Below are 26,931 nucleotides of genomic sequence, written 5' to 3'. Positions count from 1 at the left end.
ACGGTCTTCCGATGGCGGTCGCGGTGGATTCCCTGCCCTGAGCCGTCCGGGCCGGCTGCTCGCCCACCGGGCCGCGGCCCCGCGTGGCGGGGTCGCCGGGCTGCACCTAGCGTGGAAATTCCGGGGGGACGCGCGTCAGCGCAAAGGAGACTCACGCCATGGCCCGAAGCTCCTCCGAGACATCAGCCTCCGGCCGGGCCGGCGCACCCGGTCGGCCGCCCGGACAGGACGACTTCTCCGAACCTCCCGCGCACCGCTGGTGGGTGCTGTGCGTGATCGGGCTCGCGCAGCTGATGGTCGTACTGGACGCGACCATCGTGAACATCGCGCTGCCCTCCGCCCAGCAGGCCCTCGGCTTCAGCAACGGCGACCGCCAGTGGGTCATCACCGCATATGCGCTGGCTTTCGGCTCACTGCTGCTGTTCGGCGGTCGGCTCGCCGACCTCGTCGGCCGCAAGAGGATCTTCCTGATCGGCCTGGTCGGCTTCGCCCTGGCGTCGGCGATCGGCGGCGCGGCGCCGAGCTTCGAGATCCTGGTGATGGCCCGCGCCCTGCAGGGCGCCTTCGGCGCCGTCCTCGCCCCCGCTGCGCTGTCACTGCTGACCACGACGTTCACCGACTCCAAGGAACGTGCCAAGGCCTTCGGTATCTACGGCGCCATCGCCGGCGCCGGCGCCGCGGTCGGACTGCTGCTCGGCGGCATCCTCACCGAATACCTCGACTGGCGCTGGTGCCTGTACGTCAACATGCTCTTCGCCGTCATCGCCTTCCTCGGGGGTATGCGGCTGCTGCGCTCCGGCACCTCGCCCGGGCGCGCACACCTGGACATCCCCGGCACGCTCCTCGTCTCCGGCGGCCTCTTCTGCATCGTCTACGGCTTCTCCAATGCCCAGCGGCACCAGTGGGGCGCCACCAGCACGTGGGGCTTCCTGCTGGCCGGGGCGGTCCTGCTGGTGGCGTTCGTGTGGTGGCAGCGGCGTGCCCAGCACCCCCTGCTGCCGATGCGGGTGGTCGCCGACCGGGACCGCGGTGCGTCGTTCATTGCGATGTTCCTGTCCGGCGCGGGCATGTTCGGTGTGTTCCTCTTCCTGACCTATTACCTGCAGCGCACGCTGCTGTACTCGCCGATCAAGACCGGCCTCGCCTTCCTGCCCATGGTGGCGCTGCTGGTGATCACATCGGTGACGACGACCAACGTGCTGGTGCCGAAATTCGGCGCCAAACCGATCGTGCCCACCGGCATGCTGCTGGCCGGCGGCGCCATGGCGTGGATGACCGCGCTGGACGGCAACAGCACCTATGTGGCGCACGTGATGCCGCCGCTGCTCCTTCTGGGCCTGGGCCTCGGTCTGATCTTCGCCACGGCAATGAACCTCGCCACCGCAGGTGTCGAGCCGAACGACGCCGGTGTCGCCTCGGCCATGGTGAACACCAGCCAACAGGTCGGCGGCTCCGTCGGCACCTCACTGCTCAACACCCTTGCCACGAGTGCGGCCGCCCACTACCTGTCCGGCCGCCGCCCGACGCCGGCCGCGGCGGGGCAGGCGCAACTGCACAGCTATGCCACCGCCTATTGGTGGTCGGCCGGGTTCTTCGCCTTCGGCTTCGTGGTCACCTTCCTGCTGTTCCGGCCGGGACCGCCGCGAGTCGCCGAGGCCGCGCCGGACGAGAGCCCTTCCCCGGCCGCCTTGTGACGGGCGGTGCCGACGGCGTATCCATATGGCGGAAGGCGCCGTCATAAAGCTGCTGCATACAGCTACCGTTCGGCCATGACAGCCGATGCGACAGGTGCCGCGCCGACCGCGGTCGCCGTACTGGACGCCGTGAGTGTGCGCCGCTACACCACTGGCCAGGTCATCCTCGACGACATCAACTGGACCGTGCGGGCGGGCCAGCACTGGGCGCTGCTCGGCGCGAACGGCGCGGGAAAGACCACGGTCCTGCGCCTGATCGGCGCCCTGATGCACCCGACCACCGGCACGGTCGACGTTCTCGGCCACCGCCTGGGCCGAGTCGACATGCGCGAACTGCGCGCGCACATCGGCCTGGTCTCCTCCGCACAGAAGGTCCCGCTCGACGCGACGGCGCGCACTGTCGTCCTCACTGGTCACACCGGCACCGTGCAGCCGCTGTGGCGGAAGTACGACAGCGCGGTGCGCGACCGCGGGGACGCGCTCCTCGCGGAGTTGGAGATCAAGGACCTCGCCGAGCGTGCCTACGGCGTCTGCTCCGGCGGTCAGCGTGCCCGCATCCTGGTGGCGCGGGCACTGATGGCCGACCCCTCGCTGCTGCTGCTCGACGAGCCGTTCAACGCTCTCGACCTCCCCTCGCGCGAGGACCTGATCGATGCCCTGCACCGCCTCGCGACGACCAGGACGGCACTGGCCACCGTCACCGTCACCCACCACCTGGAGGAGCTGTCACCGGCGATCGGCCACGTCCTGCTGCTCAAGGAGGGCCGGGTCCTGACCTCGGGCCCCGCGGAGCAGGTGCTCACCGGTACATGGATGACGCGGTGCTTCGGCCGGCCGATCGAGGTGAGCCGGCACGAGGGCCGGTGGCTGGCACGTTCCGGACGCGTACAGCCGCCAGCGCAGTGAGCGTCGGACGCCGGCCGTGCGCTCAGCCGCGCAGGTGACTTCCGCGGCGTCGTATTGACTGCGCCGCGCAACCTTCAGCGCAGCCAGGGCACGTCCGCGCCGTCCGGCTGGTGCAGGCCCTCGGCGATGATCCGCGAGATCTCCCCGAGCCGCCGGCACTGCTCGGGGGTGATCCGGTCGAAGATCGCGGCACGTACGGCGGCGACATGGCCGGGCGCGGTGCGCACCAGCTCCGCATAGCCCGCGTCGGTCAGTACGCACACTTGGCCGCGCCGGTCGGTGGGGCAGTTCTCCCGCCGCACCCAGCCGTTGCCCTCAAGTCGTGCGACGGCGTGCGACAGCCGGGACCGGGTGATCTTTGCCTGTTCGGCGAGTTCGGTCATCCGCATCTTGCGGCCGGGTGTCTCGGAGAGCGTGCTGAGCAGCGCGTAGTACATGTGCGGCATACCGGCGTCACGCTGCAGCTGACGGTCGAGATGGTCTTCGAGCAGCGTCGTGGCGTGCACGAACGCCCGCCAGGTCGTCTGCTCGTCTTCGGTCAGCCATGTCATGGTGTTCATGGTACGTGCACTTCTTGAAGCTTCAATAAACTGCCGCCCTGCGTCGTCTTGCCGACCGCACCGTGGCGCCTGCGGGAATTGTGACGCAGGACACGCACGCACCCCGAAATATCCGGGGAACGGGTCCCCGTTTATTCTTGTGACTCGAAAGCGGGGATGCATCTTCCGTTTCCGGGTCACGCCCAGTCCGACCCGCCTCACACGACCGGAGGGAGTCCGCCCGTGCCGCTCGACATGGACACCGCCGCTCCGCAGCGCGCCGTGCGACTGCGCGCGGACGCCACCCGGAACCGGGAGCGCATCGTCGCCGCGGCCCGTGAGGCGATCGTCGAACTCGGCCCCGACGTCCCGCTCGACGAAGTGGCGCGCAGGGCGGGCGTGGGCAATGCCACGCTCTACCGGCACTTCAGCGACCGTACGGAACTGATCCGTCAGGTCACGTTGTCAGTGATGGCCCGTACAGTGAAACGAGCCGAGGACGCACTGGTGCAGGAGCCGGACGCGTTCGCCGCGCTCAGCCGTTTTGTCTTCGAGGCGGCGGATGAGCGGATCGGCGCCCTGTGCCCTCTGCTCTCCGACGTTTTCGACCGCCAGGACCCCGCGGTCGTCAGCCAGATCGAGCAGATGCAACGATCGATCGGCGCCATCATGGAACGCGCCCAGGGTGCGGGCCAGCTGCGCACCGACATCGCCGTCGGTGACCTGATGGTGGCCGTGACCCAGCTCACCCGGCCGCTTCCGGGCACCTGCTGCGCGGGCTTCGACCGTTTCGTCCATCGTCACCTGCAACTGTTCCTTGACGGCCTGCGCGCGCCCGCGCGCTCGGTGCTCGCCGGGAATGCCGCGACTCTGGAGGATCTGCAAGCCCGTCAGTCATAAACCATTCGCAAAGCACATCAGTCGGGTTATAGCGTAACCAAGTTCGCCGTGTCCGTGGACTTGCGCAGCCCGAGTCGGCCGCTCGTCCTGCCTGAGCAGAGCCGGATCCCGCACCCGAAGGCCGGCCAGGATCCCTGACCCCCGATCCGCCGCGGCAATGCGGCGCCGGACCATTCGCCGACACACGTCCCCACGTCCTGTCACTCCGCACCCCATAGTGAGACCAGTAATGCCTGAAACACGTCTGCCGGATCCGAAGCGCTGGACAGCGCTGAGTTTCATCGCGATAGCCCAGTTGATGGTCGTGCTCGACGCGACCGTCGTGAACATTGCACTGCCGTCCGCCCAGGCCGACCTCGGGATCTCCGACGGCAACAAGCAGTGGGTCATCACCGCTTACACCCTTGCCTTCGGTGGCCTGCTGCTCTTCGGCGGCCGGGTGTCCGACCTGTGGGGACGCAGGAACACCTTCATCGTCGGCCTGCTCGGTTTCGCCGCCGCCTCCGCAGTTGGCGGCGCCGCGGTCAATACCTCCATGCTGCTGGGCGCCCGCGCCCTCCAGGGCGTCTTCGGAGCCCTCCTCGCGCCCGCCGCGCTGTCGCTGCTCGCGGTGATGTTCACCGACGCCAAGGAGCGCGCCAAGGCCTTCGGCATCTACGGCGCCATCGCCGGCGCCGGCGCTGCCGTCGGCCTGATCCTCGGCGGCGTGCTCACCCAGGCGCTGAACTGGCGCTGGGCGCTTTTCGTGAACATCCTCTTCGCTGTCGTCGCCGTCATCGGTGCGATCACGGTCATCCGCGAGCCCGCCGAGGGCCACAACCGCAACCGCCTGGATATTCCCGGCGTGATCCTGGCCAGCACCGGCCTCGTCTCCCTCGTGTACGGCTTCAGCCGCGCCGAGACCGACGGCTGGACGGCGAGCGTCACCCTCGGCCTGTTCGTGGCCTCCGCGGTCCTGCTGGTGGCTTTCGTGGTCGTCGAGGGCCGTGTCAAGGCGCCGCTGCTGCCGCTGCGCGTCGTCACCGACCGCAACCGCGGCGGTGTCTACCTGTCGCTGGGCCTGGCCATCATCGGCATGTTCGGCCTGTTCCTGTTCCTGACCTACTACCTGCAGCAGGTGATGGGCTACTCGGCGATCAAGTCGGGCTTCGCCTTCCTGCCCATGGTCGGCGGCATGATCGTCGGCTCCACCCAGATCGGCACCCGGCTGATGCTGCGGGTCCGCCCGCGGCTGCTGATGGCTCCCGGTTTCCTGGTCGCCGCTGTCGGCATGCTGATCCTGGCGCAGATCAAGGTGGACTCGTCCTACGCGGCGGTGCTGCTCCCGGGCCTGATCCTGATGGGCCTCGGCATGGGCACGGCTTTCATGCCGGCGATGAGTCTGGCCACCCACGGGGTGCGGCCGGAGGACGCCGGTGTCGCCTCCGCCATGGTCAACACCTCGCAGCAGGTCGGCGGTTCCATCGGCACCGCCCTGCTGAACACGCTGGCCACCAGCGCGTCGGCGACGTGGGTGTCCTCGCACCTCACCTCGAAGGCCGACCTCAAGCAGCAGCTGTTCATCAACCAGGCCGCGGTGCACGGCTACTCCGTCGCCATCTACTGGGCGACGGGAATCCTGGCGCTCGCCTCGGTGCTCGCCTTCGTCCTGGTCGACGCCGGTGTCCAGAGCGGCCCGGAGCGCGTCGACGGCGACACCTCGGTCGAGGACTTCGCGATCCCGGTCATCGCACACTGACCTACCGGTCGTACTGACCGCCCGGTCGTCGTACCAACGGCAGGTCCCGCCGCTTCCGTTCACTCGGAAGGGTGGGGACCTGCCGTTGGTCGTATCAATGCTCGTACGGAGATACGGACGCGCGCAGCGGTGACCTCGCGGGCGGCTTATCCTACAAACCCTCCGGCCACGCATACGTCGACGGCACCTGTACTTTGTCCGCCGGCGCACCGTAGACGACTGCTATCTCCTCGTGCGCGCCCAGCTTGATCGCCGCGGGATTCCCGGTCTGCTCCTTGCCGTTGACGTAGACGTGCAGTTCCTTGCCGCCACCGGTCTTGAACGTGCCGAGTACGTCGCTGCTGATCGGCACGCTCCACTCGGTCATGAACTGCCCGAGGTCGAACTCGGCCTGCACCGGCGACTCGATGTGCACGACGCCCGACGTGTCGTGCGTGTGCAGCGGGCTGATCTGCTGCTTGGGGATGTCGATGCCGATGTCGGCGGGAACGGTCACCGCCTTGCCATCCACGAACACGTCCAGGTGGCTGTGGATGTGCAGCACCTGGCCCTCCTGCCCGAGCATCGGCAGCCCGGCCGCCTTCACCCGTGCGCTGGCGTCGGCGGGCGCGGGCCAGCTCACCGACGACGCGGCGGGCTTGTCGTCGCCGGTGGCGCTCGGAATGCCGGCCGGGTCCTTCTTGTCGTCGGAGCCGCATGCGGCCATGGTCACAGCGCCGGCCAGGACGGCCACGCCGATCGCGATGCGTCGTTTCTGCAGGGGCATGGGGTGAGGTGTCTTCCTGTTCAGCCGAGTTGGACGGAGCGCTTCGCGAGGCCCATCCAGAATCCGTCGATGATGCTGCGCTGCCTGCCGAGATCGGACTCGGCGGCGCCGAGCGTAACGAACAGCGGGGCGAAGTGCTCGGTTCGCGGATGCGCCAGCCGCCCGGCGGGCGAGGTGTGCTCGAAATCCAGCAGCGCGTCGATGTCCTGCGCGTCCAGCGCCCGCTGCCCCCAGTCGTCGAATTCCGCCGACCATGTCGGCGGCTGCGGACCCGCATGACGCAGAGCGGCGAGATTGTGGGTGAAGAAGCCGCTGCCGACGATCAGCACGCCCTCGTCGCGCAGCGGCGCGAGGCGGCGGCCGATGTCGAGCAGCCCGGCCGGGTCCAGGGTCGGCATCGACACCTGCAGCACCGGGATGTCGGCGTCGGGGAACATCTCCACCAGCGGTACGTACGCCCCGTGGTCGAGACCGCGGTCCGGTACGTCCTGCACCGGGCTGCCGGCCCGGCGCAGCAACTTGCGTACGTTCGCGGCCAGCGCGGGTGCGCCGGGCGCCGGATACGTCACCCGGTAGTAGTGCTCGGGAAAGCCCCAGAAGTCGTACACCAGCGGCACCGTCGTCGTGGCGCCGATCGCCAGCGGGGCGTCCTCCCAGTGCGCCGAGATGATCAGCACTGCCTTGGGCCGCGGCAGTCCGGCCGCCCATGCGGCGAGTTGACCCGGCCACAGGGGATCGTCCGCGAGCGGCGGGGCGCCGTGCGAGAGGTAGAGCGCGGGCATGCGCTCCGGGGCAGCTGCGGTCATGGCGCACCCTCCTTGAATGTTCAAGCGTACGGGACGACGGTAGCGCCGCCTGATTGAATCTTCAAATACCTCTGCCCATTGCGACGCCTGTCGGGCCATATCCCTTAGCTCAGCCGTTTCTCCAGCCACGCCACATCGTGGTAGGCGCCGAACTTCCTGCCGACCTCCTCGTACACGCCGATCTGTTGGAAGCCGAAACGGCGGTGGATGCGTATCGACGCCTCGTTCGGCAGCGTCACGCCCGCGTATGCACGGTGCACGTCCTGGTCGGCCAGTGCCTCGAACAGTGCCGTGTAGAGCCGGGTGCCGATACCGCGCCCTCCCGCGTCCGGTGCGAGATAGACGCTGGTCTCCACGGACGTCGCATAGGCCGCCTTGGGGCGGAACGGACTGCTGGTCGCGTAGCCCAGGATGCGCCCGTCGCCGGCCGACCGGGCAACCAAGAGGCGGTGTGGGCCGTCTTCCGGGTGGGAGAGCAACCAGGGGCGGCGCTCCTCGGGGGTGAACGGGGTGACGTCGAAAGTGATCGGGGTCTCACAAATGTAGTGGTTGTAAATCTCGGTGAGCGCCGCCAGATCCTTCTCCGCACCTGCTCTGACCTGGACGTCCGTACGCTGCGGCATGCCATGACCTTTCAATGCGGCGGGACAGGGTACTGCATGATCATAAAAAACAGGTGACGACATGGGAATTGTGTCCGGATTCCAGTCGTTATCCCAAGCGGATGGGGCAAGCGCACAACAGAGCCGCAGCGCTACGGCAGCCGCAACGGCTGGTGCAGTAGCACCGCGACACCGGTTGTGACCACAACCCGGTCCGACCGAGACCGACCGCACCTTCGTTAAGGGAGCACGCATGGCAACCCGTGCCGTCGCCCGTCGTCACGCAGGCGGGACCAGCAGCGTTCGCGCCGCAGGCGGGGAAGTAGCCGACCGCGACCTCGTCGGCATGTACCTGGACGAGATCGCGCGTACGCCGCTGCTCGACGCCGCCCGCGAGGTGGAGCTGTCCCGTGACATCGAAGCAGGCGTGTACGCCGAGCGCATCCTCGCAGCTGACCCGGACCTGCCCGCAGGTGCGGGCGGCGACATCGGGCGCGAAGAGCTCGAGGCCCTGGTGGCCGCAGGTGAGCGCGCCAAGGACATCTTCATCCGTTCCAACCTGCGGCTCGTCGTGGCCGTGGCCCGCCGGTACCCGCGCAGCGGCCTTCCGCTGCTCGATCTGATCCAGGAGGGGAACGCCGGCCTGGTCCGCGCCGTCGAGAAGTTCGACTACGCCAAGGGCTTCAAGTTCTCCACCTACGCGACCTGGTGGATCCGCCAGGCCATCACCCGGTCCATTGCGGACCAGTCCCGCACCATCAGGCTGCCGGTGCACCTGGTCGAGGAACTGGGCCGGATCCGCCGTGTGCAGCGGGAATTCAACCGTGAGCACGGCCGTGACGCCGAGCCCGCCGAGATCGCCACCGAGCTGGCCTCCACGCCGGAGCGGGTTTCGGACGTTCTGGACTGGGCACGTGACCCGGTATCGTTGAATATGTCCGTAGACGCCGAGGGCGAGACCGAATTCGGCGACCTGGTCGAGGACGGCGCCGCGCCGTCGCCCGAGGACTCGGTGCTGGTGATGCTGCGCCGCGAGGAGTTGGACGGCCTGATCGACCGGCTCGACGACCGCACCGCATCCATCATCCGCGCCCGCTACGGCATCGTGGACGGCCGTGAGCGCACCCTCACCGAGGTCGGCAAGGAACACGGCCTCACCCGTGAGCGCATCCGGCAGATCGAGAAGCACGCCCTCGCCGACCTCAAGCGGATGGCCCGCGCGACCGGCCTGGACTACGAAGCCGCCTGACACCACCGCAACGTCGGCCCGCACACGCGGACCGGCCCCACAGACCCGGACCCCGGTGCATCCCCCCCGCGCCGGGGTTCGGCCTGTCCGCCCCCCCGTTCACTCGCCTTACGGGTGCCGCTCCTCCTCGGCGGACAGCGGGGTGAGACCCTTCGTGGCATGACTGACGACAGCGCCGGCGCCGCGGAAGGGGGCGGCTCCAGGCCGCATCCGGACGAGCCGCACCACGCAGGACTGAGCACCCGGCTGAACTGGCTGCGCGCCGCCGTCCTCGGCGCCAACGACGGCATCGTCTCCACCGCCGGCCTGGTCGTGGGCGTCGCGGGCGCTACCGACTCGCGAGCCGCTCTTCTGACCGCGGGGCTGGCCGGCCTGATGGCGGGGTCGCTGTCGATGGCGGCGGGCGAGTACGTGTCGGTGAGCACCCAGCGGGACTCCGAGCAGGCCGCACTCGCTCTGGAACGCGAAGAGCTCGCCACCACCCCGCAGGCCGAGCTGGATGAACTCACCGGCCTGCTGGAAGAGCGCGGCATCAGCCACGACCTCGCCCGTGAGGTCGCCGAGCAAATGACCGCCCGCGACGCGCTCGGCGCCCACGCCCGCGTCGAACTCGGCATCGACCCCGATGAACTCGCCAACCCCTGGCACGCCGCCTGGGCCAGCTTCATCTCCTTCACCGTCGGCGCGCTGCTGCCGTTGCTGGCGATCGTGCTGCCGCCGCGGGACTGGCGACTCGGGGTCACGGTGCTGTCGGTGCTGGCCGCCCTGAGTGCATGCGGCTGGATCAGCGCCCGCCTGGGCAACGCTCCCGTACGCCCCGCCGTCCTGCGCAACATGGCCGGCGGCGCAATCGCTATGGCCGTCACCTACGCGGTGGGTGCGCTGCTCGGCGCGGCCGGCGTTTGACGCGCCTCGGCCCACGTCCTCCCGGCTCGTACCGTGTAGGCCGTCACGGCCGAGATCACCACTACGGAGCAGGCGTACGAAAGCGCCGCGTCGCTGCCGTGCAGGCGCGGCGCTGCGGCCGTCGTTCCCGCCACGAGCAGGCAGCCGGTTGCCCAGGCCGTGGTCAGTCGGCGCTGCATGGCCCGAAAGCCCGCATCCCGCGTCCACAGGCCTGTCCACCGGACTGTCGCCGCCGCCGAACCGTCGGTTGCGAACCTTCGGCCGAACCAGAAAGTCAAGGGCCGCCCAAACGCCAGACTCAACGCAAAGGCCACTCCGGTCAGCCCGGCCAGCGCTGTATCCGCGCGAACGCCCACCGCGCGACCGCCGGTGCCCACGGCTGTGCCGGCCGTCGCCAGCAGCAGAGCCAGCAGGATCAGCATCCCGAACTCGTCGGCCCGGTGGTGCAACGCGAAATACAGCCCGATCTCCAGCGCGGGCCATGCCGCCACCAGCATGAGCGCCGGTCCCCCGTGCACCCCGCGACCGGTGAGCTGGTGGTAGGTGACCCACGGCAGCAGCATGCCGAAGAGCACGGTCGGTCCCCAGGAGAGGAGCACGGCATGGGCGTGCGACGACGCGCTGCTGCGGCCCGTCGGGTCATGCGTCCGGGCATCGGTCATCGCCGTGTCCTGCTCTCCCCCGTGTGATCCCCGTGATTCCCCGTCACAAAGCCGCGGGCAACCGCGGCATTCGCACAAGTGATCGTATGATCACTTGAGTGCGCCCGTGCGCAGGGACACGCCAACCTCCGCGATGAGGGAATGCGTCCGCCCCCGGTGGACCACCTCTGGCACCGGGGTCGTTCAGTCGATGCGCTGCGGGCTCACCGGCGCAAGCGATCCGGTGACGAGAAAGCGCTCGACGCGTGCCACGTAAGGTGCGATGTCGATCCCCTGGGCCGCGAGCCACTCGTCCGCGTAGTACTTCTCCAGATACCGCTCACCCGGATCGCACAGCAGCCCGACCACGCTGCCCTGCTCGCCGCGCGTGCGCATCTCGGCGATGATGCGGAACGCTGCCCACAGGCCGGTGCCGGTGGACGCGCCCGCGCGGCGGCCGAGCAGCCGTTCAAGGACCCGCACGCCCGCGACCGACGCCGCGTCCGGGACCCGCATCATGCGGTCGATGGCGCCCGGCACGAAACTCGGCTCCACGCGCTGCCGGCCGATCCCTTCGACCCGGGAGCCCGTATCGGTGGCGGCCGTCGGGTCGTGATCGCGCCAGCCCGGGAAGAACGCCGAATTCTCCGGATCCGCCACGCAGATGCCGGTGGTCGCCTGCGCATAGCGTACATACCGGGCGAGGGTCGCCGACGTGCCCCCGGTCCCCGCGGTCGCCACGATCCAGGTCGGCACCGGATGACGTTCCGCTGCCAGCTGCCGGAAGATCGACTCGGCGATGTTGTTGTTGCCGCGCCAGTCCGTCGCTCGCTCCGCGTACGTGAACTGGTCCATGTAGTGGCCGCCCGTCTCCGCGGCCAGCCGGGTCGCCGCCCCGTACACCTCGCCCGGGCCGTCCACCAGGTGGCAGCTGCCACCGTGGAACTCGATCAGGTCCACCTTCGCCTGTACGGTCCCGCGGGCCATCACGGCCACAAAGGGGACACCGATCAGCCGGGCGAAATAGGCCTCCGACACTGCCGTCGACCCGCTGGACGCCTCGATCACCGGCCGCCCCGGGCGGATCCAGCCGTTGCACAGGGCGTACAGGAACAGCGAACGGGCCAGGCGGTGCTTCAGCGACCCGGTCGGATGGGTCGACTCGTCCTTCAGATAGAGGTCGATGCCCCAGTCCGCCGGAAGCGGCACGGACAGCAAATGGGTATCGGCGGACCGGTTCGCGTCCGCCTGGACCTTCCCCACGGCCTCGCTCAGCCAGCGGCGGTACGCGAGGTCGCTTCGGTCGACGTCCGCCTCCTCCGCTGGAGCGGGTGGAGGGAGGGTCTGCGGTCTCGGTTCTGATGCGTGCATGAGGCCAGGTATATCCGTCCGACTGCGTCAAACGGACACTTGGGGTATCTGCCCCCACTCGCTTGGGTGCCGGCCCGGACCGGCGGCGCTGACCAGCGCCGTATCCTTGACGCATGGACACCGCCGCAGACTCCGAGCGCACCTCAGCCGTGGAAGGTCCCGTCGGCTGCGGCCCGGGCAGCGGCTCCGGGTCCGGCTCAAAGGGCGCGGCGGGCGCCTCCGCCGAGCCGTCGCCCTCCGGCCCTCCTGTAGTGTCCGGCGCGACGCCAGTACCCGCTGGGCTGGTCTTCGACGACCCGCTCGACCGCCCCTCCTCCGACGACACCGATCGCGGCTGGGGTGACTCGCCGTCCGGCTCGGCGGACGACGACTTCACGCGCTTCCTGAGCGAGAAGCCGCCGCACCACCTCTGAAGCCGCTCGGCGCCTGTGATCAGGCCGTGCCACCGGACCGGGGAGCCACCAATGCGTCGCGGATGTCGCGGAGCGGCGTGATCTCCTCCACCTCCGCCTCCGCGATCGTCTCCGTGACTTCCACGGGCTGCTGCCGGGCGGCCCTGCGCGCCAGATAGCGGGCCACCGGAAGCACCATGAGGAAGTACACGACCGCGGCGGTGATCAGGAAGGTGGGCGTCGCGCTCACCACCGAACCCCACAGGCTGTGGATACCGCTGGTCACCTCGCCCTTGCCGTTGACCACACACGGACCCTTGAGACAGGACGAATAGCCAGTGAGGTCCTTCGTACCGAAGGCACCGACCAGCGGGTTGATGATCCCGTTGGCGACGGAGTTCACGACGTTGCTGAACGTGGCTCCGATGACGACCGCGACCGCCAGGTCGATCACGTTCCCCCGCATGACGAATTCCTTGAAGCCTGCAAGCAGGCTGAGCTTGCCCGCGTCGCTCATCGACGTGCCTTTTCCCTGATGCCGGTCTGACGGAATGAAAGGTTCCGCCATAGAAGGCAATCCGGGGCCGCTGAGTCCAATTGCCGCTCACGAAAGGGTGATTCAGCACAGTGCCACCGCCAGCGGGGACGATACGGCCGCGCCGGACAGCGCTGCGGCGACACGCCGAGGTACGGCCAGGACGACCAGCGCCCCGTCCGTACCGCCCGCGTCCGCAGCGGCGGACGGCAGCACGTTGTCCTCGGGTGAGGCAGGGGCAGACGGGCTGTCCGGCTGCTCCGGGATCGCAACCACCGGCACCGCGGACGCCACCACCCGCGTCGCCGCCAGAATGTCCACCCGGTCACCGGGCCGCAGCAGCCGCACCGCGGCTGCGTCGGCGATCCGCACCGGGGCGCGGACGAGCTCGGCCGCCACGTCACGGGCGTGATGGCCCGCAGCCGGGGCGTGAGCCGGGCTGCGCACGGTCACTGGCTTGTCCGGCGGAGATCCATGAGCGGCCGACACGGCCCAAGCGGCAGCCGCCACGGCCAACCCGACCGTCAGCGGGCCGCGCCTGAGCCGTGGCGCCCGGGGCAGCAGGTGTCGGCCGCCTCGTCCCCCGGCCCTGATTGGGGGGAAGGCCGGCACCGTGCAGCGCGGCGGGGTGTGCGGCTCGGGGGCAGTGAGGTCCGCTGATCGCTGAGCGCCGGACGGAGGAGCCGTCGGCTGCGTGAACGTGGAGATGTCGAAGCGCGAAGAGGCCGGGGCCGATGTGGACGTACGCATGAGAAGTCACCGCCGGATGCGAAGGAGGCGACCGGACATTCGGTCGAAGTCCCACCATCGCGCATGCTGACGACAGCGGCGCTGAGGCCTGTGGACAACCCAGGAGCCCTGTGGACAACTCAGGTGCCATGCGAGCCGGGGATCATCCCGCCGTCCCGGTACCAGGTCTCCCCGGCTACGGCAGCGGAATGCCAGGGTTCTGTCCGCCGAGCGCCTCGACACAGAGGCACTTGCGGTCGTCGTTCGCAGGGAGCGCCCCGATCAGCTCGAAGAGCACGTCCCGCATCCGCCCCACGTTCGCCGCGAAGACCTCCAGCACTTCCTCGTGGGCGACGCCTTCACCTGTGTCCGCCCCGGCGTCCAGATCGGTGACCAGCGTCAGGGAGGTGTAGCAAAGGCTGAGCTCCCGGGCGAGCACAGCCTCCGGGTGTCCGGTCATACCGACCACCGACCAGCCCTGTGCGGCGTGCCAGAGCGATTCCGCCCGGGTGGAGAAACGCGGCCCCTCCACCACGACGAGTGTCCCGCCGTCCACGGCTTCCCACCCGCTCGCCCGGGCCGTGCCCACTGCGGCCTTCCGGCCCACCGGGCAATAGGGATCGGCGAACGTCACATGCACGACGTTCGGCACCCGGCCATCGGCCCTGGCTTCCCCGTCGAAGTACGACTGCGCCCGCGACTTCGTACGGTCCACGAGCTGGTCGGGTACGAGCAGGGTGCCGGGGCCGTGCTCCGCGCGCAGGCCGCCCACCGCGCACGGGCCGAGGATCTGGCGCACGCCAACCGCGCGCAGCGCCCACAGATTGGCGCGGTAGTTGATCTTGTGGGGCGGCAGGTGATGGTCGCGGCCGTGCCGCGGTAGGAACGCCACTCGCCGGCCCGCCACCTGTCCGATGAAGAGCGAGTCGCTGGCGGCCCCGTATGGCGTGTCTACTGTGACCTCGGTCACATTGTCGAGGAATGAGTAGAAGCCGGATCCGCCGATCACGCCGATCTCGGCGCGCTCGTGTGTCGCACCACTGCTCTGCACCATGACGGTCATCTTAAGCCGGGCGGGGAACGCGACGAACCCCCGCCGGTCGAAGGGCGGAGGTTCGTGTGATCCCGCGGTTGGAGCCGCTCACTCCCGAGCGCCTCAGGCGGCGGACGAGCTGCTCGACGTGGACGATGAGCCGGACGACGAGCCGGCGGAGGATCCTGACGAGGACGAACTCGACGAGGAGCTTTCGCTCGGCTTGCTGTCCGAGCTGCCGCTGCCCTTGGCGGCAGGCGCGCTGCTCGACGAGGAGCCGCGGCTGTCGGTCCGGTAGAAGCCGGAGCCCTTGAAGACCACGCCCACGGCGGAGAACACCTTGCGCAGCCGTCCGCTGCAGTTGGGGCACACGGTCAGTGCATCGTCACTGAACTTCTGCACCGCCTCAAGGCCTTCGCCGCACTCGGTGCACTGGTACTGGTACGTCGGCACTAGCTCCTCCTGGCACTCTCACTCAATGAGTGCTAACGACGCTCAATAGTGCAGCATTTCCGTGCGTCAGTCCACCGTGACCGCCCGACGGTGACCGATCACACCTGCCGCCACCACACTCCGCGGCGCCGGCACCAGGTGCCCGCGCAGTCCCGCAAGTGTCACGAGCGCTACAGCTGTGCCGGTCAGAGGCACAGTGAAGCCGACATGCGAACCGGCATGATCGGCCAGCAGACCCGCGACGGTGACCGCCGCCGCCTGGCCGAGCGCGACAGCTCCCGTCAACCAGGTGAAGGCCTCGGTCCTCGTGGCCGCGGGCACCAGCGCATCGACCAGGGTGTAGCCGGTGATCAGCGTCGGTGCGATGCACAGTCCCACCACCAGGCCGAGCCCGCCGAGCACCGGGAGGGTCTGTACGGCCCACAGCGGGACACAGGCGAGCGTCAGCGCCGAGTACGCCGCCAGTAGACGCCGGCGGGGACTGCGCTGCCACCTGACGGCGCCATAGGCCGCGCCAGCCAGCATGTTGCCTGCCGCGAAGGTGCCGTACACCACGCCGCTGATGCCCGGGTGGCCCGCCTCTTCGGTGAAGGCGGTGATCGACACTTGCATGCCGCCGAAGACAGCGCCTATGCCGAGGAATGCGATCACCAGCGCACGTACTCCCGGAACCGCCATCGCCGAACCACGGCGAGTGCCGCCGTCCGCCGCCGTGCGCTGCGGGGCCGGAGCGGTCTTTCGTTGCGCCGCGAAAAGACTTCCTCCCGCAAGGGTGAGCGTCGCCTCCGCAATGAGCCCGGCTGCTGGGTGCGCCCCCGCGCACAGTGCCGTGGCAAGAACCGGTCCGATGACGAACGTGAACTCGTCGGTCACCGACTCGAAGGCCGCCGCGGTCTGCGCGAGCGGCGACGGCCGGGTCGACGAGCCGTCCAGGGCGACCGCCCAGCGGGACCGCACCATCGGCCCGATCTGCGGCACGGTCGCCCCGGTCGGTACTGCCGCTGCGAACAGTGCCCAGACGGGTGCGTGCACCAGCCCCAGTGTCACCAGAGCGCCGACGGACGCCGCGTGCAACGCGATGCCGGGGACAAGGATCGCGCGCTGCCCGAACCGATCGGCGAGGCGGCCGCCGCGCGGCGCACACACCGCCATGGCCACCCCCGTTACGGCCGCAACGGCGCCGGCCGTCCCGTAGGAGCCGGTGGTGTGTTCCACGAGCAGCACGATGCTGATCGTGAGCATTGCGAAGGGCTGCCGCGCAGCGAAGCCCGGAAGAACGAACGCCCATGCGCCGGGTGTACGCAGCAACTGCCGGTAGCCCGGTGTCCGGGCAGCGTCATGCTTCGAAGATGGCGACGGGGAGGTGGGCACCGTGGATGCCACGGCCTGGTCTTTCTGCCGTCTGGTAGCGCGACCGCGGCTGAACGCCGTGATGTTGCGCCGAGAGCCGTCCGCTCAGCGCGGTGATCCGCGCCGGCTCTGCATCAGACAGGGGTTGCACTCGACAATTACCGCACCATCGTACGTGGCCTCGCAGCCACTGCGCTGCGGCCCGGGCGGCCCTTCACGCCTGCTGACGCCCGTCCTGATGTCCGAGCCACCCTGCCAGCTTGCCGCCGCGTCCGACGGCCCGCAGGCGGTCCTCCGCGGCGTCCCGTACGGGGTCGGTGGCGACGACGAGCAGTTCGTCGCCGCGCCGCAAGGTGGTCGCCGGCAGGGGGACGAAGCTGGCGCCGTCGCGCACGACGAGGGTTACGGCGGAGCCGGTGGGGAGGCGCAGCTCGTTGACTTCGACGCCGTGCATGCGCGAACCCTCGGGAATGGCGACGGAGAGCAGATGGCCCCGTAGCCGTTCGAGTGGAGCCGACTCGATTCCCAGGTCCGCGGGGCCGCTGCTCGCGCTGAGGCGCAGCCGCCGTGCGAACCAGGGCAGTGTCGGGCCCTGGACAAGGGTGTAGAAGATCACCAGTACGAAGACGATATTGAAGATCCTGCGACTTTCGGACACCCCGGCCACCATCGGGATCGTGGCCAGCACGATGGGTACCGCGCCGCGCAGCCCCGCCCACGACATCAGGGCCTGCTCGCGCCAGGGGATCCGGAACGGCACCACGCTGATCACGACCTCCGCGGGCCGTGCGAGCACGGTCAGGAACAGTCCGATGACCAGAGCGGGCATGACGTCGTCACCCAACTCGTGCGGTGTCACCAGCAGGCCGAGCAGGACGAACAGGCCGATCTGTGCGATCCAGCCCAGCCCTTCGGCGAAGCCGCGGGTCGCCGGTCGGTGCGGCAGCTTCGCATTGCCGAGGATCAGCGAGGCGATGTAGACAGCGAGGAAACCCGAGCCGTGCGCCATGGCGCCGGCCGCATAAGCGGCGACCGCGATGGCCATCACGGCGATCGGGTAGAGGCCGGAGGCCGGCAGGGCGACGTGCTTGAGGCCGTAGGCGCCGATCCAGCCCACCGCGAGCCCGATCGCTGCGCCGATCATCAGCTCAAGGAGGATCTCGCCGAGCAGGTGATACCACGAATCGATCGGCCCGCTCGCCGAGAAGGCGACCACCATGATCACGACAGGCGCGTCGTTGAACCCGGACTCGGCCTCGAGGACGCCGGTCACCCGCTTGGGCAGCGGCACATTGCGCAGCACCGAGAACACTGCGGCGGCGTCGGTGGACGACACGACCGCGCCGATGATCAGTGACTGCCGCCAGTCGAGTCCCACCGCGTAATGTGCCGCGCCCGCGGTGATGAACACGCTCACAAGGACGCCGACCGTCGACAGAACGGCGGCGATAGGCATGACCGGTTTGATCTCATGCCATTTCGTACCAAGTCCACCTTCGGCAAGGATGACCACAAGAGCGGCATAACCCAGCACTTGAGTCAGTTCGACGTTGTCAAAGGTGAAGCCGAACGGACCGTCCTGGCCAATGGCGACGCCAATGCCGAGGTAGATGAGCAGCGTGGGCAGTCCACTCCGGGAGGCCACGCGGACGGCCACGACGGCGACCAGCAGCACTGCCGCGCCGACCAGCAGGATCTCGTTCAGGTGGTGGACAGTCAGGGGCCCGGTCCTTTCAACTTTGTTGCCGAGTCTAATATTTTACCCTCTCTTGACGTTGCATGGTCCACCTTATGGCAGGCCCGACTCCGAGTCCGGGGCCCACAAGGCATGCGCCTATGGTTGCCCTTGCACAACGAGCACCTTGATCATCTGGTCCGCCCTGCCCCTCGAAGGACAGCGATGCCCGCACGGAAGAAATCCCGCCGCGTACGCCTCATCGTGATCGCGATCGTGCTGCTGTTCGTGGCGGGCATCGGATACGGGTCGTACTGGAGCGTCGGCACGGTGCGTGCCTCGTTCCCGCAGACCACCGGCTCGCTCAAGCTCACAGGCCTGTCCGCGCCGGTCGACGTCAAGCGCGACGCGTACGGCATTCCGCAGATCTACGCGGACACACCGCAGGACCTCTTCCGCGCCCAGGGCTACGTCCAGGCGCAGGACCGCTTCTACGAGATGGACGTCCGCCGCCACCTCACCTCCGGACGGCTGTCGGAAATGTTCGGCAAGGGCCAGGTCGAGACGGACGCCTTCCTGCGCACTCTCAACTGGCACGGCATCGCGCAGGAGGAGTACGACCACAAGCTCGACGCCTCCACCAAGCAGTACCTGCAGGCTTACAGCGACGGTGTCAACGCGTACCTCAGCGACCACAGCGGTGCCGGACTCTCCGTCGAGTACGCGGCGCTGAAGTTCAGCAACAACTACAAGCCGGAGGCGTGGACACCCGTTGACTCGGTGGCCTGGCTCAAGGCGATGGCGTGGGATCTCCGCGGCAATATGCAGGACGAAATCGACCGGGCGCTGATGACGAGCCGGCTCAGCCAGGCGCAGGTCAAGGAGCTCTACCCCGCCTATCCCTACGACCGGAACCAGCCGATCGTCGAAGCGGGCTCGGTCGATGCGATCACCGGCGAATACAAGCCGGCGGGTTCATCCGGTCCGCAGGGGCTGAGCAACACCGTCGACAGCCAGCTTGCCGGAATCTCGCAGATCATCGACCAGATGCCGGCGCTGCTCGGTCCGTCCGGCAGCGGCATCGGCTCCAACTCGTGGGTCGTGTCCGGCGCCTACACCACCACGGGCAAACCGCTGCTGGCGAACGACCCGCACTTGGCGCCGCAATTGCCGTCGCTCTGGTACCAGATGGGTCTGCACTGCCGCACAGTGAGCGACGCCTGCCCGTACGACGTGGCCGGCTACACCTTCTCGGGTATGCCCGGTGTCGTCATCGGGCACAACCAGGACATCGCCTGGGGGCTGACCAACCTGGGCGCGGACGTCACCGACCTGTACTTGGAGAAGGTGACCGCGACCACGTACCTCCGCGACGGGAAGCAGAAGCCGTTCACGACTCGCAAGGAGGTCATCAAGGTCGCCGGCGGCAAGGACCGGGTCATCACCGTGCGGGGGACCAACAACGGTCCGCTGATCTCCGACCGCAGTGACGAGATCCGTGAGGTGGGACAGACCGCGCCCGTCACGGATCCGCCGGGCGGGGTCAACTCCGGATACGGGGTCGCCCTCAAATGGACGGCGCTGTCCCCTTCGAAGACGATGGACGCCGTCTTCGAACTGGACAGGGCGACGGACTTCGACAAGTTCCGGGCCGCCGCGGCCGACTTCGCGGTGCCGTCCCAGAACATCATCTACGCGGACACCAAAAATCACATCGGCTACCAGGCCCCCGGCCAGGTACCAATCCGTCCTGCCGGCAACGACGGCACATATCCCGTGCCCGGTTGGGACTCACACTACGACTGGGGCAAGTACATTCCGTTCAAGTCCATGCCGTACGAGTACGACCCGAAGCGTGGATACATTGTGACGGCGAACCAGGCGGTCATCGACCAGAGCAAGTACCCGTTCCTGCTCACCCAGGATTGGGGATACGGCACCCGCAGCCAGCGCATCAACGACCTCATCGCCTCCAAGATCAAGGACGGCGGAAAGGTCTCCATGGACGACATGCAATCGATGCAGGGCGACGACAGCAGCGAGATCGCCAAGCTGCTCGTTCCGTATCTTCTGAAAGTCGACATCTCCAACGACAAGAACAGTTATGTGCGTGACGCACAGAAGCTGCTGGAGGGCTGGGACTACAACCAGGACGCCGACTCCGCTCCCGCGGCGTATTTCAACGCGGTATGGCGCAATGTGCTCAAGCTCGCGTTCGGCAACAAGCTGCCGAAGGAACTGCGACCCGAGGGCCAGTGCCTGCGAGTGCCACCCGTCGGTCAGACCGGACCGGTCGACAACCTCGACGGCAAGGGCGTCGTCACCGTGCAGGAGTGCGGCGAGCGCGACCCGGCCGAGGCCCAGCCGGACGGCGGTGACCGGTGGTTCGAGGTGATGCGCAATATCCTCCCCGACCCCACCAACTCCTGGTGGACCATGTCCACCACTGCCTTCTTCGGCACGGACACGGACAAGGCGCACCACAGCAACCGCGACCAGCTGCTCGAGCAGGCCATGAAAGACGCCCGCTACGAGCTCACCGCCAATCTGGGCAAGGACATAAACACCTGGAGCTGGGGCCGGCTGCACAAGCTCGACTTGAAGAACCAGACGCTCGGTACGGACGGCCCGGGTGTGATCAAGTGGATGCTCAACCGGGGCCCCTGGCAGCTCAGCGGGGGAGAGGCGGCGGTGGACGCGACCGGCTGGAATGCAGCGGGCGGATACGACGTCGTCTGGGTGCCCTCCATGCGGATGATCGTCAACCTTCAGGACTTCGACAAGTCCCGCTGGATCAACCTCACCGGTGCGTCAGGTCACGCGTACAACGCCCACTACACCGACCAGACCGACAAGTGGGCCAACAACGAGCTGCTGCCCTGGTATTTCTCCGATGATCAGGTGGACGGCGCGGCCAAGGCGAAAATGGCGCTCACGCCGTAACCCGCCGTACATGGTGCGCGAAAACACGGCCCGGCCAGAACGCCGCGTCCTTGTGACGGAAAACGTCAAGCGCGAAAACTGTGCACCCCCTGAGGGGTGAGTGCGGCGTCCACGAGGTGGTCGTGCGGTTCCTTCGGGACCGACGCGACCACCTCGTGCGCGTAGACGAGCACGACGAGCGCCGGACGCGTGCCCGCCTGCCGGATGCGGTCGAGCGCGCGGTCGTACGAGCCGCCGCCGCGGCCCAGGCGCACGCCGTGAGCGTCCACCGCGAGACCCGGCAGCAGGACCAGCCCGACCTGGGTGACCGCGTCAGGTCCCAGCCGTGGGCCGGTCGGCTCGAAGAGCCCGCGCCTCGTACGTACCAGGGCGTCGGGACCGCTGTACTCGGCCCAGTCCAGGTCGTTGTCCGGCAGCAGGACGGGCAGCAGCACGCGGGTCCCCGCGTTCCGCACCGCCTCGATGAGTGGCCCTGTGGCGGGCTCCGTGCCCATGGAGACGTAGGCGGCGACAGCTCCCATGTCAGCGCACTCGAGTAGGGCAAGTACCCTCTCCCTCAGGGCCGTTGCCGCCGCCTCGCGTTCACCGGCGGTCAACCCGGCCCTTGTGCGCAGGATGTGTGACCGCAACTTCGCCTTTTGCGTCCGGATCCCGCTCATACCATCCACGACCGCTGTATACCAGCTGTGATCCACAGATACGGCATCTTCCGCGCATACACGAACGCTATGGTGGAGCGCATGACGCACACACGTACCCGGATCAGCAAGGCTGTCATCCCCGCAGCCGGTCTCGGCACCCGCTTCCTGCCGGCGACAAAGGCGACACCCAAGGAGATGCTCCCTGTGGTGGACAAGCCGGCGATTCAGTACGTGGTCGAGGAGGCCGTCTCAGCGCAGTTGTCCGATGTGCTGATGATCACCGGTCGTAACAAGCGGCCCCTGGAGGACCACTTCGACCGCAACTACGAGCTGGAAGAGGCGCTCACCCGCAAGGGTGACGAGTCGCGGCTCGCGAGGGTGCGTGAGTCGAGCGACCTGGCCACCATGCATTACGTGCGCCAGGGCGACCCCAAAGGCCTGGGCCATGCGGTGCTGTGCGCGGAACCACATGTGGGGGACCAGCCGTTCGCCGTACTGCTCGGCGACGACCTGATCGACCCCCGAGACCGGCTGCTCGCCCGCATGATCGACGTGCAGGAGCAGTACGGCGGTAGCGTGATCGCGCTGATGGAGGTGGCCCCGGAGCAGATCCATCTCTACGGTGCGGCCGCCATAGTGCCCACCGCGGACAGCGACGTCGTACGTGTCACCGACCTGGTGGAGAAGCCCGACAGTGATCAGGCGCCCTCCAGTTACGCGATCATCGGCCGGTACGTCCTGGATCCTGCCGTCTTCGACGCCATCCGGAAGGTCGTCCCCGGCCGCAATGACGAGATCCAGCTGACCGACGCACTGCGTGATCTTTCCCACCGGGACGACACGGGCGGCCCGGTACATGGCGTCGTCTTCACCGGCCGCCGCTACGACACCGGCGATCGAGGTGACTACCTGCGTGCGATTGTCCGACTGGCATGCGAACGTGACGATCTGGGGCCGGATTTCCGGACCTGGCTGCGTGCGTACGTCACTGAGGAGATGCAAGAGTGAGTCATGGCGCCGACCGTATGTGGTCCGTCACTGAACACCTGGACAGCATTCTGGGTCAGCTGAGCCCGCTTGAGCCGATCGAGCTGCAATTGCTCGACGCCCAGGGGTGTGTGCTGGTCGAGGACGTCACTGTGCCGGTGGCGCTGCCGCCGTTCGAGAACAGCTCCATGGACGGCTACGCAGTACGTGTCGCCGACACCAAGGCTGCGACGCTCGAACACCCTGCAGTCCTTGAAGTGATCGGCGATGTGGCCGCAGGCAGCGATGTGCTGCCCACGGTCGGTCCGGGTCAGGCTGCCAGGATCATGACAGGCGCCCCGCTGCCGCCCGGAGCCGAGGCCGTTGTCCCCGTCGAATGGACGGACGGGGGCACCGGCGGAGGGCCGGCCACCACCATGGCCGCGCACAGCGTCGATTCGGCCGGCGCCGGCGGTGAGGTGCGGGTGCACCAGGCCGCAAAAGAGCGGCAGTTCGTCCGTGCCCGTGGCAGCGACGTCGCGGCGGGCGAGCTGGCGCTCGCCGCGGGCACGGTCCTCGGCGCCCCGCAGATCGGCCTGCTGGCGGCCATCGGCCGCGGCTCCGTCACGGTCAGGCCGCGCCCGCGGGTCGTCGTGGTGTCCACCGGCAGCGAGCTGGTGCAGCCGGGCGAAGAACTCGGTCCCGGCCAGATCCACGACTCCAACAGCTTCGCCCTGACCGCTGCTGCCCGTGACGCCGGAGCCATCGCCTATCGCGTCGGCGCCGTCATCGACGAGGTCGAAACGCTGCGCGCCACCATCGAGGACCAGATGATCCGCGCCGACATCATCGTCACGACCGGCGGTGTGAGTGTCGGCGCGTATGACGTCGTAAAAGAAGCGCTGTCTTCGCTCGGCGGCGCAATGGGCGACGCCGAAGACGGTCCTGGCGGCAGTCCTGGGCGGGTCGAATTCCGCAGGCTCGCCATGCAGCCGGGCAAGCCGCAGGGTTTCGGCCGGATCGGTCCCGAGCGCATCCCGCTGCTGGCCCTGCCCGGCAACCCGGTCAGTGCCTACGTCTCCTTCGAACTCTTCGTCCGCCCCGCCGTCCGCACCCTGATGGGCGCCGGATCCGTGCACCGGGACGTCGTACGCGCAGCGTGCGTGACCCCGGTCGAGAAGTCGCCGGAAGGACGACGTCAATTCCTGCGCGGACGGTACGACCAGGCCTCAGGCACTGTCACGGCGGTGGGCGGAGCGGGATCCCACCTTGTGGCGGCGCTCGCGCACGCCAACGCCCTGATCGTCGTCCCGGAGGCCGTGACCTCGCTGGAGGCCGGCAGCGAGGTCGACGTCGTGGTGTTGGACTAGCGCGCTTCCCGCCGGTGCGCGCGGGGCCCCGGGGCGGGGAGCCGCAGCTGCCGGTACGGTGTCTGCCCTAGAGACCGTACCGGGAGAACGATGAGCAGCGCGCAGCACCACCTCACCCACCTCGACGAGGCAGGCGCGGCCCGTATGGTCGATGTGTCGGCCAAGGACGTCACCGCCCGCACCGCCCGTGCGACCGGGCGCGTTCTGGTCAGCTCCGACGTCGTGGAATTGCTGCGCGGCGTCGGTATGCCCAAAGGCGACGCAATTGCCACGGCGCGGATCGCGGGCATCATGGGTGCCAAGCGGACCCCCGAACTGATTCCGCTGTGCCATCCGCTGGCCGTCTCGGGTGTCACCGTCGACCTGGTTGTCGCGGACGACGCGGTGGAGATCACTGCCACGGTGAAGACCACGGACCGGACCGGTGTGGAGATGGAGGCGCTGACCGCTGTCAGTGTCGCGGCGCTCACCGTCGTCGACATGGTGAAGGCCGTGGACAAGTCGGCGGTCATCACCGACGTACGGGTCGAGGACAAGACCGGCGGCAAGTCCGGCGACTGGCAACGGTCATGACCGCTGGGACCGGTGCGCTCCGGGCGCTCGCCGTCACCGCGTCCAATCGCGCTGCCGCGGGAGTGTACGAGGACCGTGGCGGTCCGTTGATCGTCGCGGCGCTGCAGACTCTCGGGTTCACGGTCGACGGGCCGCAGGTCGTCCCGGACGGTGAGCCGGTCGGTCAGGCGCTGCGGGCGGCAGCCGAGGCCGGCTACGACGTGGTGGTCACGACCGGAGGCACCGGTATCTCACCGGCGGACCGCACGCCTGAGGCGACCCGGCAGGTGCTGGACTACGAAATCCCCGGTATTGCCGAGGCGATCCGAGCCCAGGGCCGGGAGAAGGTGCCCACCGCCGCGCTGTCCCGTGGCGTCGCCGGGGTCGCCGGCCGCACCTTGGTGGTGAACCTCCCCGGATCGACCGGCGGCGTCAAGGACGGGCTGACCGTACTCATCCCGCTCCTGGTACACGCAGTTGATCAGCTTCGGGGCGGCGATCATCCGACTTCCGTAACTTCGGAACCTTCAGTCCCTGGGAGACCGAGCTGAACGGGACCTGGCCGATGGAGCTGGTGGACGGTGACATCACTCTTCGCCCCATCAGAATGCGCGACCAGCGTGCGTGGCGTGAGGTCAACCGGCGCAACCGCGAGTGGCTGCGCCCTTGGGAGGCGACCGTGCCGCCCGCACCGCCCGGTCATATCGCGCAGCGGCCGACATATCGACAAATGGTGCGTCATCTGCGCGGCGAGGCGAGCGCCGGCCGCATGCTGCCGTTCGTCATCGACTACCAGGGGCGGCTGGCGGGCCAGCTCACTGTCGCGGGCATTACCTGGGGGTCGATGTGCTCCGCGCACGTCGGCTACTGGGTGGACGAGGCGGTGGCAGGCCGCGGGGTGATGCCGACGTCCGTCGCACTCGCCGTCGACCATTGCTTCCGGCGTGTCGGGCTGCACCGTGTAGAGGTGTGCATTCGCCCCGAGAACGGGCCGAGTCGCCGGGTGGCGGAAAAGCTGGGCTTCCGGGAGGAAGGGCTCCGCCCGCGGTATCTCCATATCGACGGCGCATGGCGGGACCACCTGGTCTACGCGCTGACTGCGGAGGAAGTACCCGAGGGGCTCCTCAATCGCTGGCACCAGGCGAAGCCTGGTGCGTCCCAGAAATAAGACAATTGTTCGAAAATGAAGTCTATCGCAAAAAAATCTCGGCTTATCAGCCAGATCGTGCGACACACCGGGCCAAATTCCGTATGGCGTGTCCCGGTTCCCCCTACCGTGTAGCGCGTGAGCAGTAGCGGCCTCATCTATGCAGTCATCGTCGGGGCCTGGGCTGCCTATCTGGTGCCGATGTGGCTCCGTAGGCAGGACGAGCTCAACGAAGCGCGTCCGACAGAACGCTTCAGTACCGCCATCCGGCTGCTGTCCGGGCGGGCGGCGATGGAGCGGCGTGTCGCGAAAGCGCGAGGTGAGAGCGCCGAGCCCGGTGACGACGATGTCGAGGACGACCTCGACCCCGCGGATGTCGTGGACGTCCGTGGCCTTGCCGTGCCCGCAACCGAGGTGCGCCCGGCCGCCGGGCGCGACCGTACGACGGCGTCCGGCCCGGCAAGGCCGGACCCCCGCGCCAAGGTACTGGCCCGACGGCGCCGTACGACCACGATGCTCTTCCTCGCCTTCACCGTCGGTGCCGTCGCCGCCGCAGTGGGTGGCGTGGCGCTGCTCTGGGTACCCGCGGTCCCGGCCGCACTGCTGACGGTCTACATCGGCCAGATGCGCCGCCAGGAGCGCCGCCGGTACGAAGTGCGCCTGGACCAGCGACACGCCGCGGAGGCGGCGCGCCGGCTGCGTGCCCGGCCTGACCGCGGCCGGCCGGAGAGGGTACGCGCCGAACTGCCGGCCCCGCCCGTTCAGGAAGCGCCTCCCGTCCCGGCGGCCCCGGCGCCTTCGCCGCGTACCGCCGACCGGCGGGCGCTGGTCGAGCAGACGGACCACGCCGAGTGGGTCGACCAGCAGCGCGCCCAGCAGTCGGCCGACGACGGCTGGGACCCCGTACCCGTGCCGCTGCCGACCTACGTCACCGCCCCGGTCGCTCCGCGTACCACCGGCGGCGTGGACTTGGGCGCGCCCGACACCTGGAGCTCCGCCCGGTCGGGTACGACCCCGACCCCCGAGC

General features: G+C 68.8%; 27 protein-coding genes. 14 read left to right on the top strand and 13 right to left on the bottom strand.

What is annotated here, in order from left to right:
* Positions 1-158: 158 nt before the first annotated feature.
* Positions 159-1,694, top strand: coding sequence for an MFS transporter (locus V7E46_RS13175; RefSeq protein ID WP_333768582.1), 1,536 nt, complete (start codon positions 159-161; stop codon positions 1,692-1,694).
* 75 nt (positions 1,695-1,769) lie between these two features.
* Positions 1,770-2,600, top strand: a complete 831-nt coding sequence (locus tag V7E46_RS13170) for an ABC transporter ATP-binding protein (RefSeq protein ID WP_333768581.1) — start codon at positions 1,770-1,772, stop codon at positions 2,598-2,600.
* Between the two features lie 74 nt (positions 2,601-2,674).
* Here V7E46_RS13170 and V7E46_RS13165 read toward each other — a convergent pair whose 3' ends face one another.
* Entirely contained in the window at positions 2,675-3,160 is a 486-nt protein-coding gene (locus V7E46_RS13165) for a MarR family winged helix-turn-helix transcriptional regulator (RefSeq protein WP_333768580.1), read from the bottom strand.
* A 234-nt stretch (positions 3,161-3,394) separates the two neighbouring features.
* Between V7E46_RS13165 and V7E46_RS13160 the strand changes: the two genes are divergently transcribed.
* On the top strand, positions 3,395-4,039 hold the full coding sequence (locus tag V7E46_RS13160) for a TetR/AcrR family transcriptional regulator (protein WP_333768592.1): 645 nt from the start codon (positions 3,395-3,397) through the stop codon (positions 4,037-4,039).
* Between the two features lie 229 nt (positions 4,040-4,268).
* Positions 4,269-5,777, top strand: coding sequence for an MFS transporter (locus V7E46_RS13155; RefSeq protein ID WP_333768579.1), 1,509 nt, complete (start codon positions 4,269-4,271; stop codon positions 5,775-5,777).
* Positions 5,778-5,928: 151 nt separating this feature from the next.
* Here V7E46_RS13155 and V7E46_RS13150 read toward each other — a convergent pair whose 3' ends face one another.
* The 3 genes from V7E46_RS13150 to V7E46_RS13140 all read right to left on the bottom strand — a co-directional run bounded on the left by V7E46_RS13150 (position 5,929) and on the right by V7E46_RS13140 (position 7,972).
* Positions 5,929-6,543, bottom strand: coding sequence for a hypothetical protein (locus V7E46_RS13150; RefSeq protein ID WP_333768578.1), 615 nt, complete (start codon positions 6,541-6,543; stop codon positions 5,929-5,931).
* A 20-nt stretch (positions 6,544-6,563) separates the two neighbouring features.
* Positions 6,564-7,349 carry a dioxygenase family protein gene (locus V7E46_RS13145; RefSeq protein WP_333768577.1) on the bottom strand — a complete coding sequence of 262 codons (786 nt, stop codon included), beginning with the start codon at positions 7,347-7,349 and terminating at the stop codon, positions 6,564-6,566.
* A gap of 104 nt (positions 7,350-7,453) precedes the next feature.
* Complete coding sequence (locus V7E46_RS13140) at positions 7,454-7,972, bottom strand: GNAT family N-acetyltransferase (protein ID WP_333768576.1); 519 nt, start codon at positions 7,970-7,972, stop codon at positions 7,454-7,456.
* 232 nt (positions 7,973-8,204) lie between these two features.
* On the opposite strand from V7E46_RS13140, the gene V7E46_RS13135 reads away from it, so the two are divergent.
* A complete protein-coding gene (locus tag V7E46_RS13135; protein WP_329178298.1) occupies positions 8,205-9,200 on the top strand; it encodes a sigma-70 family RNA polymerase sigma factor in 996 nt (331 codons plus the stop codon).
* Positions 9,201-9,359: 159 nt separating this feature from the next.
* A complete protein-coding gene (locus V7E46_RS13130) occupies positions 9,360-10,106 on the top strand; it encodes a VIT1/CCC1 transporter family protein (protein WP_333768575.1) in 747 nt (248 codons plus the stop codon).
* On the opposite strand, the gene V7E46_RS13125 is transcribed toward V7E46_RS13130, so the two are convergent.
* Complete coding sequence (locus V7E46_RS13125; protein ID WP_333768574.1) at positions 10,067-10,768, bottom strand: VC0807 family protein; 702 nt, start codon at positions 10,766-10,768, stop codon at positions 10,067-10,069. The two genes, V7E46_RS13130 and V7E46_RS13125, sit on opposite strands and share 40 nt — an antisense overlap.
* Positions 10,769-10,951: 183 nt before the next feature.
* Positions 10,952-12,118, bottom strand: a complete 1,167-nt coding sequence (locus V7E46_RS13120) for a PLP-dependent cysteine synthase family protein (RefSeq protein WP_333768573.1) — start codon at positions 12,116-12,118, stop codon at positions 10,952-10,954.
* A 113-nt stretch (positions 12,119-12,231) separates the two neighbouring features.
* Here V7E46_RS13120 and V7E46_RS13115 point away from each other — a divergent pair, with 113 nt between their 5' ends.
* The gene (locus tag V7E46_RS13115) at positions 12,232-12,531 is read left to right on the top strand and encodes a hypothetical protein (protein ID WP_333768572.1); all 300 of its coding nucleotides are present in this window, start codon (positions 12,232-12,234) and stop codon (positions 12,529-12,531) included.
* Positions 12,532-12,550: 19 nt separating this feature from the next.
* On the opposite strand, the gene V7E46_RS13110 is transcribed toward V7E46_RS13115, so the two are convergent.
* The 6 genes from V7E46_RS13110 to V7E46_RS13085 all read right to left on the bottom strand — a co-directional run bounded on the left by V7E46_RS13110 (position 12,551) and on the right by V7E46_RS13085 (position 18,366).
* The gene (locus V7E46_RS13110; protein WP_333768571.1) at positions 12,551-13,027 is read right to left on the bottom strand and encodes a large conductance mechanosensitive channel protein MscL; all 477 of its coding nucleotides are present in this window, start codon (positions 13,025-13,027) and stop codon (positions 12,551-12,553) included.
* A 102-nt stretch (positions 13,028-13,129) separates the two neighbouring features.
* On the bottom strand, positions 13,130-13,444 hold the full coding sequence (locus tag V7E46_RS13105) for a hypothetical protein (RefSeq protein WP_333768570.1): 315 nt from the start codon (positions 13,442-13,444) through the stop codon (positions 13,130-13,132).
* Between the two features lie 526 nt (positions 13,445-13,970).
* Positions 13,971-14,828 (bottom strand): S-methyl-5'-thioadenosine phosphorylase, encoded by an 858-nt coding sequence (locus tag V7E46_RS13100; protein WP_333768569.1) that lies wholly within the window; start codon positions 14,826-14,828, stop codon positions 13,971-13,973.
* A gap of 102 nt (positions 14,829-14,930) precedes the next feature.
* Complete coding sequence (locus tag V7E46_RS13095; protein WP_333768568.1) at positions 14,931-15,260, bottom strand: FmdB family zinc ribbon protein; 330 nt, start codon at positions 15,258-15,260, stop codon at positions 14,931-14,933.
* 66 nt (positions 15,261-15,326) lie between these two features.
* Positions 15,327-16,643 carry an MFS transporter gene (locus V7E46_RS13090; RefSeq protein ID WP_333768567.1) on the bottom strand — a complete coding sequence of 439 codons (1,317 nt, stop codon included), beginning with the start codon at positions 16,641-16,643 and terminating at the stop codon, positions 15,327-15,329.
* Between the two features lie 181 nt (positions 16,644-16,824).
* On the bottom strand, positions 16,825-18,366 hold the full coding sequence (locus V7E46_RS13085; protein ID WP_333768591.1) for a potassium/proton antiporter: 1,542 nt from the start codon (positions 18,364-18,366) through the stop codon (positions 16,825-16,827).
* A gap of 144 nt (positions 18,367-18,510) precedes the next feature.
* Between V7E46_RS13085 and V7E46_RS13080 the strand changes: the two genes are divergently transcribed.
* Positions 18,511-21,228 (top strand): penicillin acylase family protein, encoded by a 2,718-nt coding sequence (locus V7E46_RS13080; RefSeq protein ID WP_333768566.1) that lies wholly within the window; start codon positions 18,511-18,513, stop codon positions 21,226-21,228.
* 65 nt (positions 21,229-21,293) lie between these two features.
* On the opposite strand, the gene V7E46_RS13075 is transcribed toward V7E46_RS13080, so the two are convergent.
* Complete coding sequence (locus V7E46_RS13075; RefSeq protein WP_333768565.1) at positions 21,294-21,887, bottom strand: 5-formyltetrahydrofolate cyclo-ligase; 594 nt, start codon at positions 21,885-21,887, stop codon at positions 21,294-21,296.
* Positions 21,888-21,968: 81 nt separating this feature from the next.
* Here V7E46_RS13075 and galU point away from each other — a divergent pair, with 81 nt between their 5' ends.
* From galU to sepX, 6 genes are all read left to right on the top strand, one after another.
* A complete protein-coding gene (galU, locus tag V7E46_RS13070) occupies positions 21,969-22,877 on the top strand; it encodes a UTP--glucose-1-phosphate uridylyltransferase GalU (protein WP_329178320.1) in 909 nt (302 codons plus the stop codon).
* A 17-nt stretch (positions 22,878-22,894) separates the two neighbouring features.
* Positions 22,895-24,205 carry a molybdotransferase-like divisome protein Glp gene (gene glp, locus V7E46_RS13065; RefSeq protein WP_333768564.1) on the top strand — a complete coding sequence of 437 codons (1,311 nt, stop codon included), beginning with the start codon at positions 22,895-22,897 and terminating at the stop codon, positions 24,203-24,205.
* 90 nt (positions 24,206-24,295) lie between these two features.
* The gene (moaC, locus tag V7E46_RS13060; RefSeq protein ID WP_333768562.1) at positions 24,296-24,778 is read left to right on the top strand and encodes a cyclic pyranopterin monophosphate synthase MoaC; all 483 of its coding nucleotides are present in this window, start codon (positions 24,296-24,298) and stop codon (positions 24,776-24,778) included.
* Positions 24,775-25,308, top strand: coding sequence for a MogA/MoaB family molybdenum cofactor biosynthesis protein (locus V7E46_RS13055; RefSeq protein WP_333768561.1), 534 nt, complete (start codon positions 24,775-24,777; stop codon positions 25,306-25,308). The genes moaC and V7E46_RS13055 overlap by 4 nt, the downstream gene beginning before the upstream one ends.
* A gap of 14 nt (positions 25,309-25,322) precedes the next feature.
* On the top strand, positions 25,323-25,925 hold the full coding sequence (locus tag V7E46_RS13050; RefSeq protein WP_443054142.1) for a GNAT family N-acetyltransferase: 603 nt from the start codon (positions 25,323-25,325) through the stop codon (positions 25,923-25,925).
* 117 nt (positions 25,926-26,042) lie between these two features.
* A partial coding sequence (gene sepX / locus V7E46_RS13045) for a divisome protein SepX/GlpR (RefSeq protein WP_333768560.1) occupies positions 26,043-26,931 on the top strand: 889 nt, incomplete at its 3' end.

The organism is Streptomyces sp. IBSBF 2435 (assembly GCF_036815005.1).
GTDB lineage: Bacteria > Actinomycetota > Actinomycetes > Streptomycetales > Streptomycetaceae > Actinacidiphila.
Note: the sequence above shows the minus strand (reverse complement) of the source record. Positions and strands in the feature narration are given on the sequence as shown.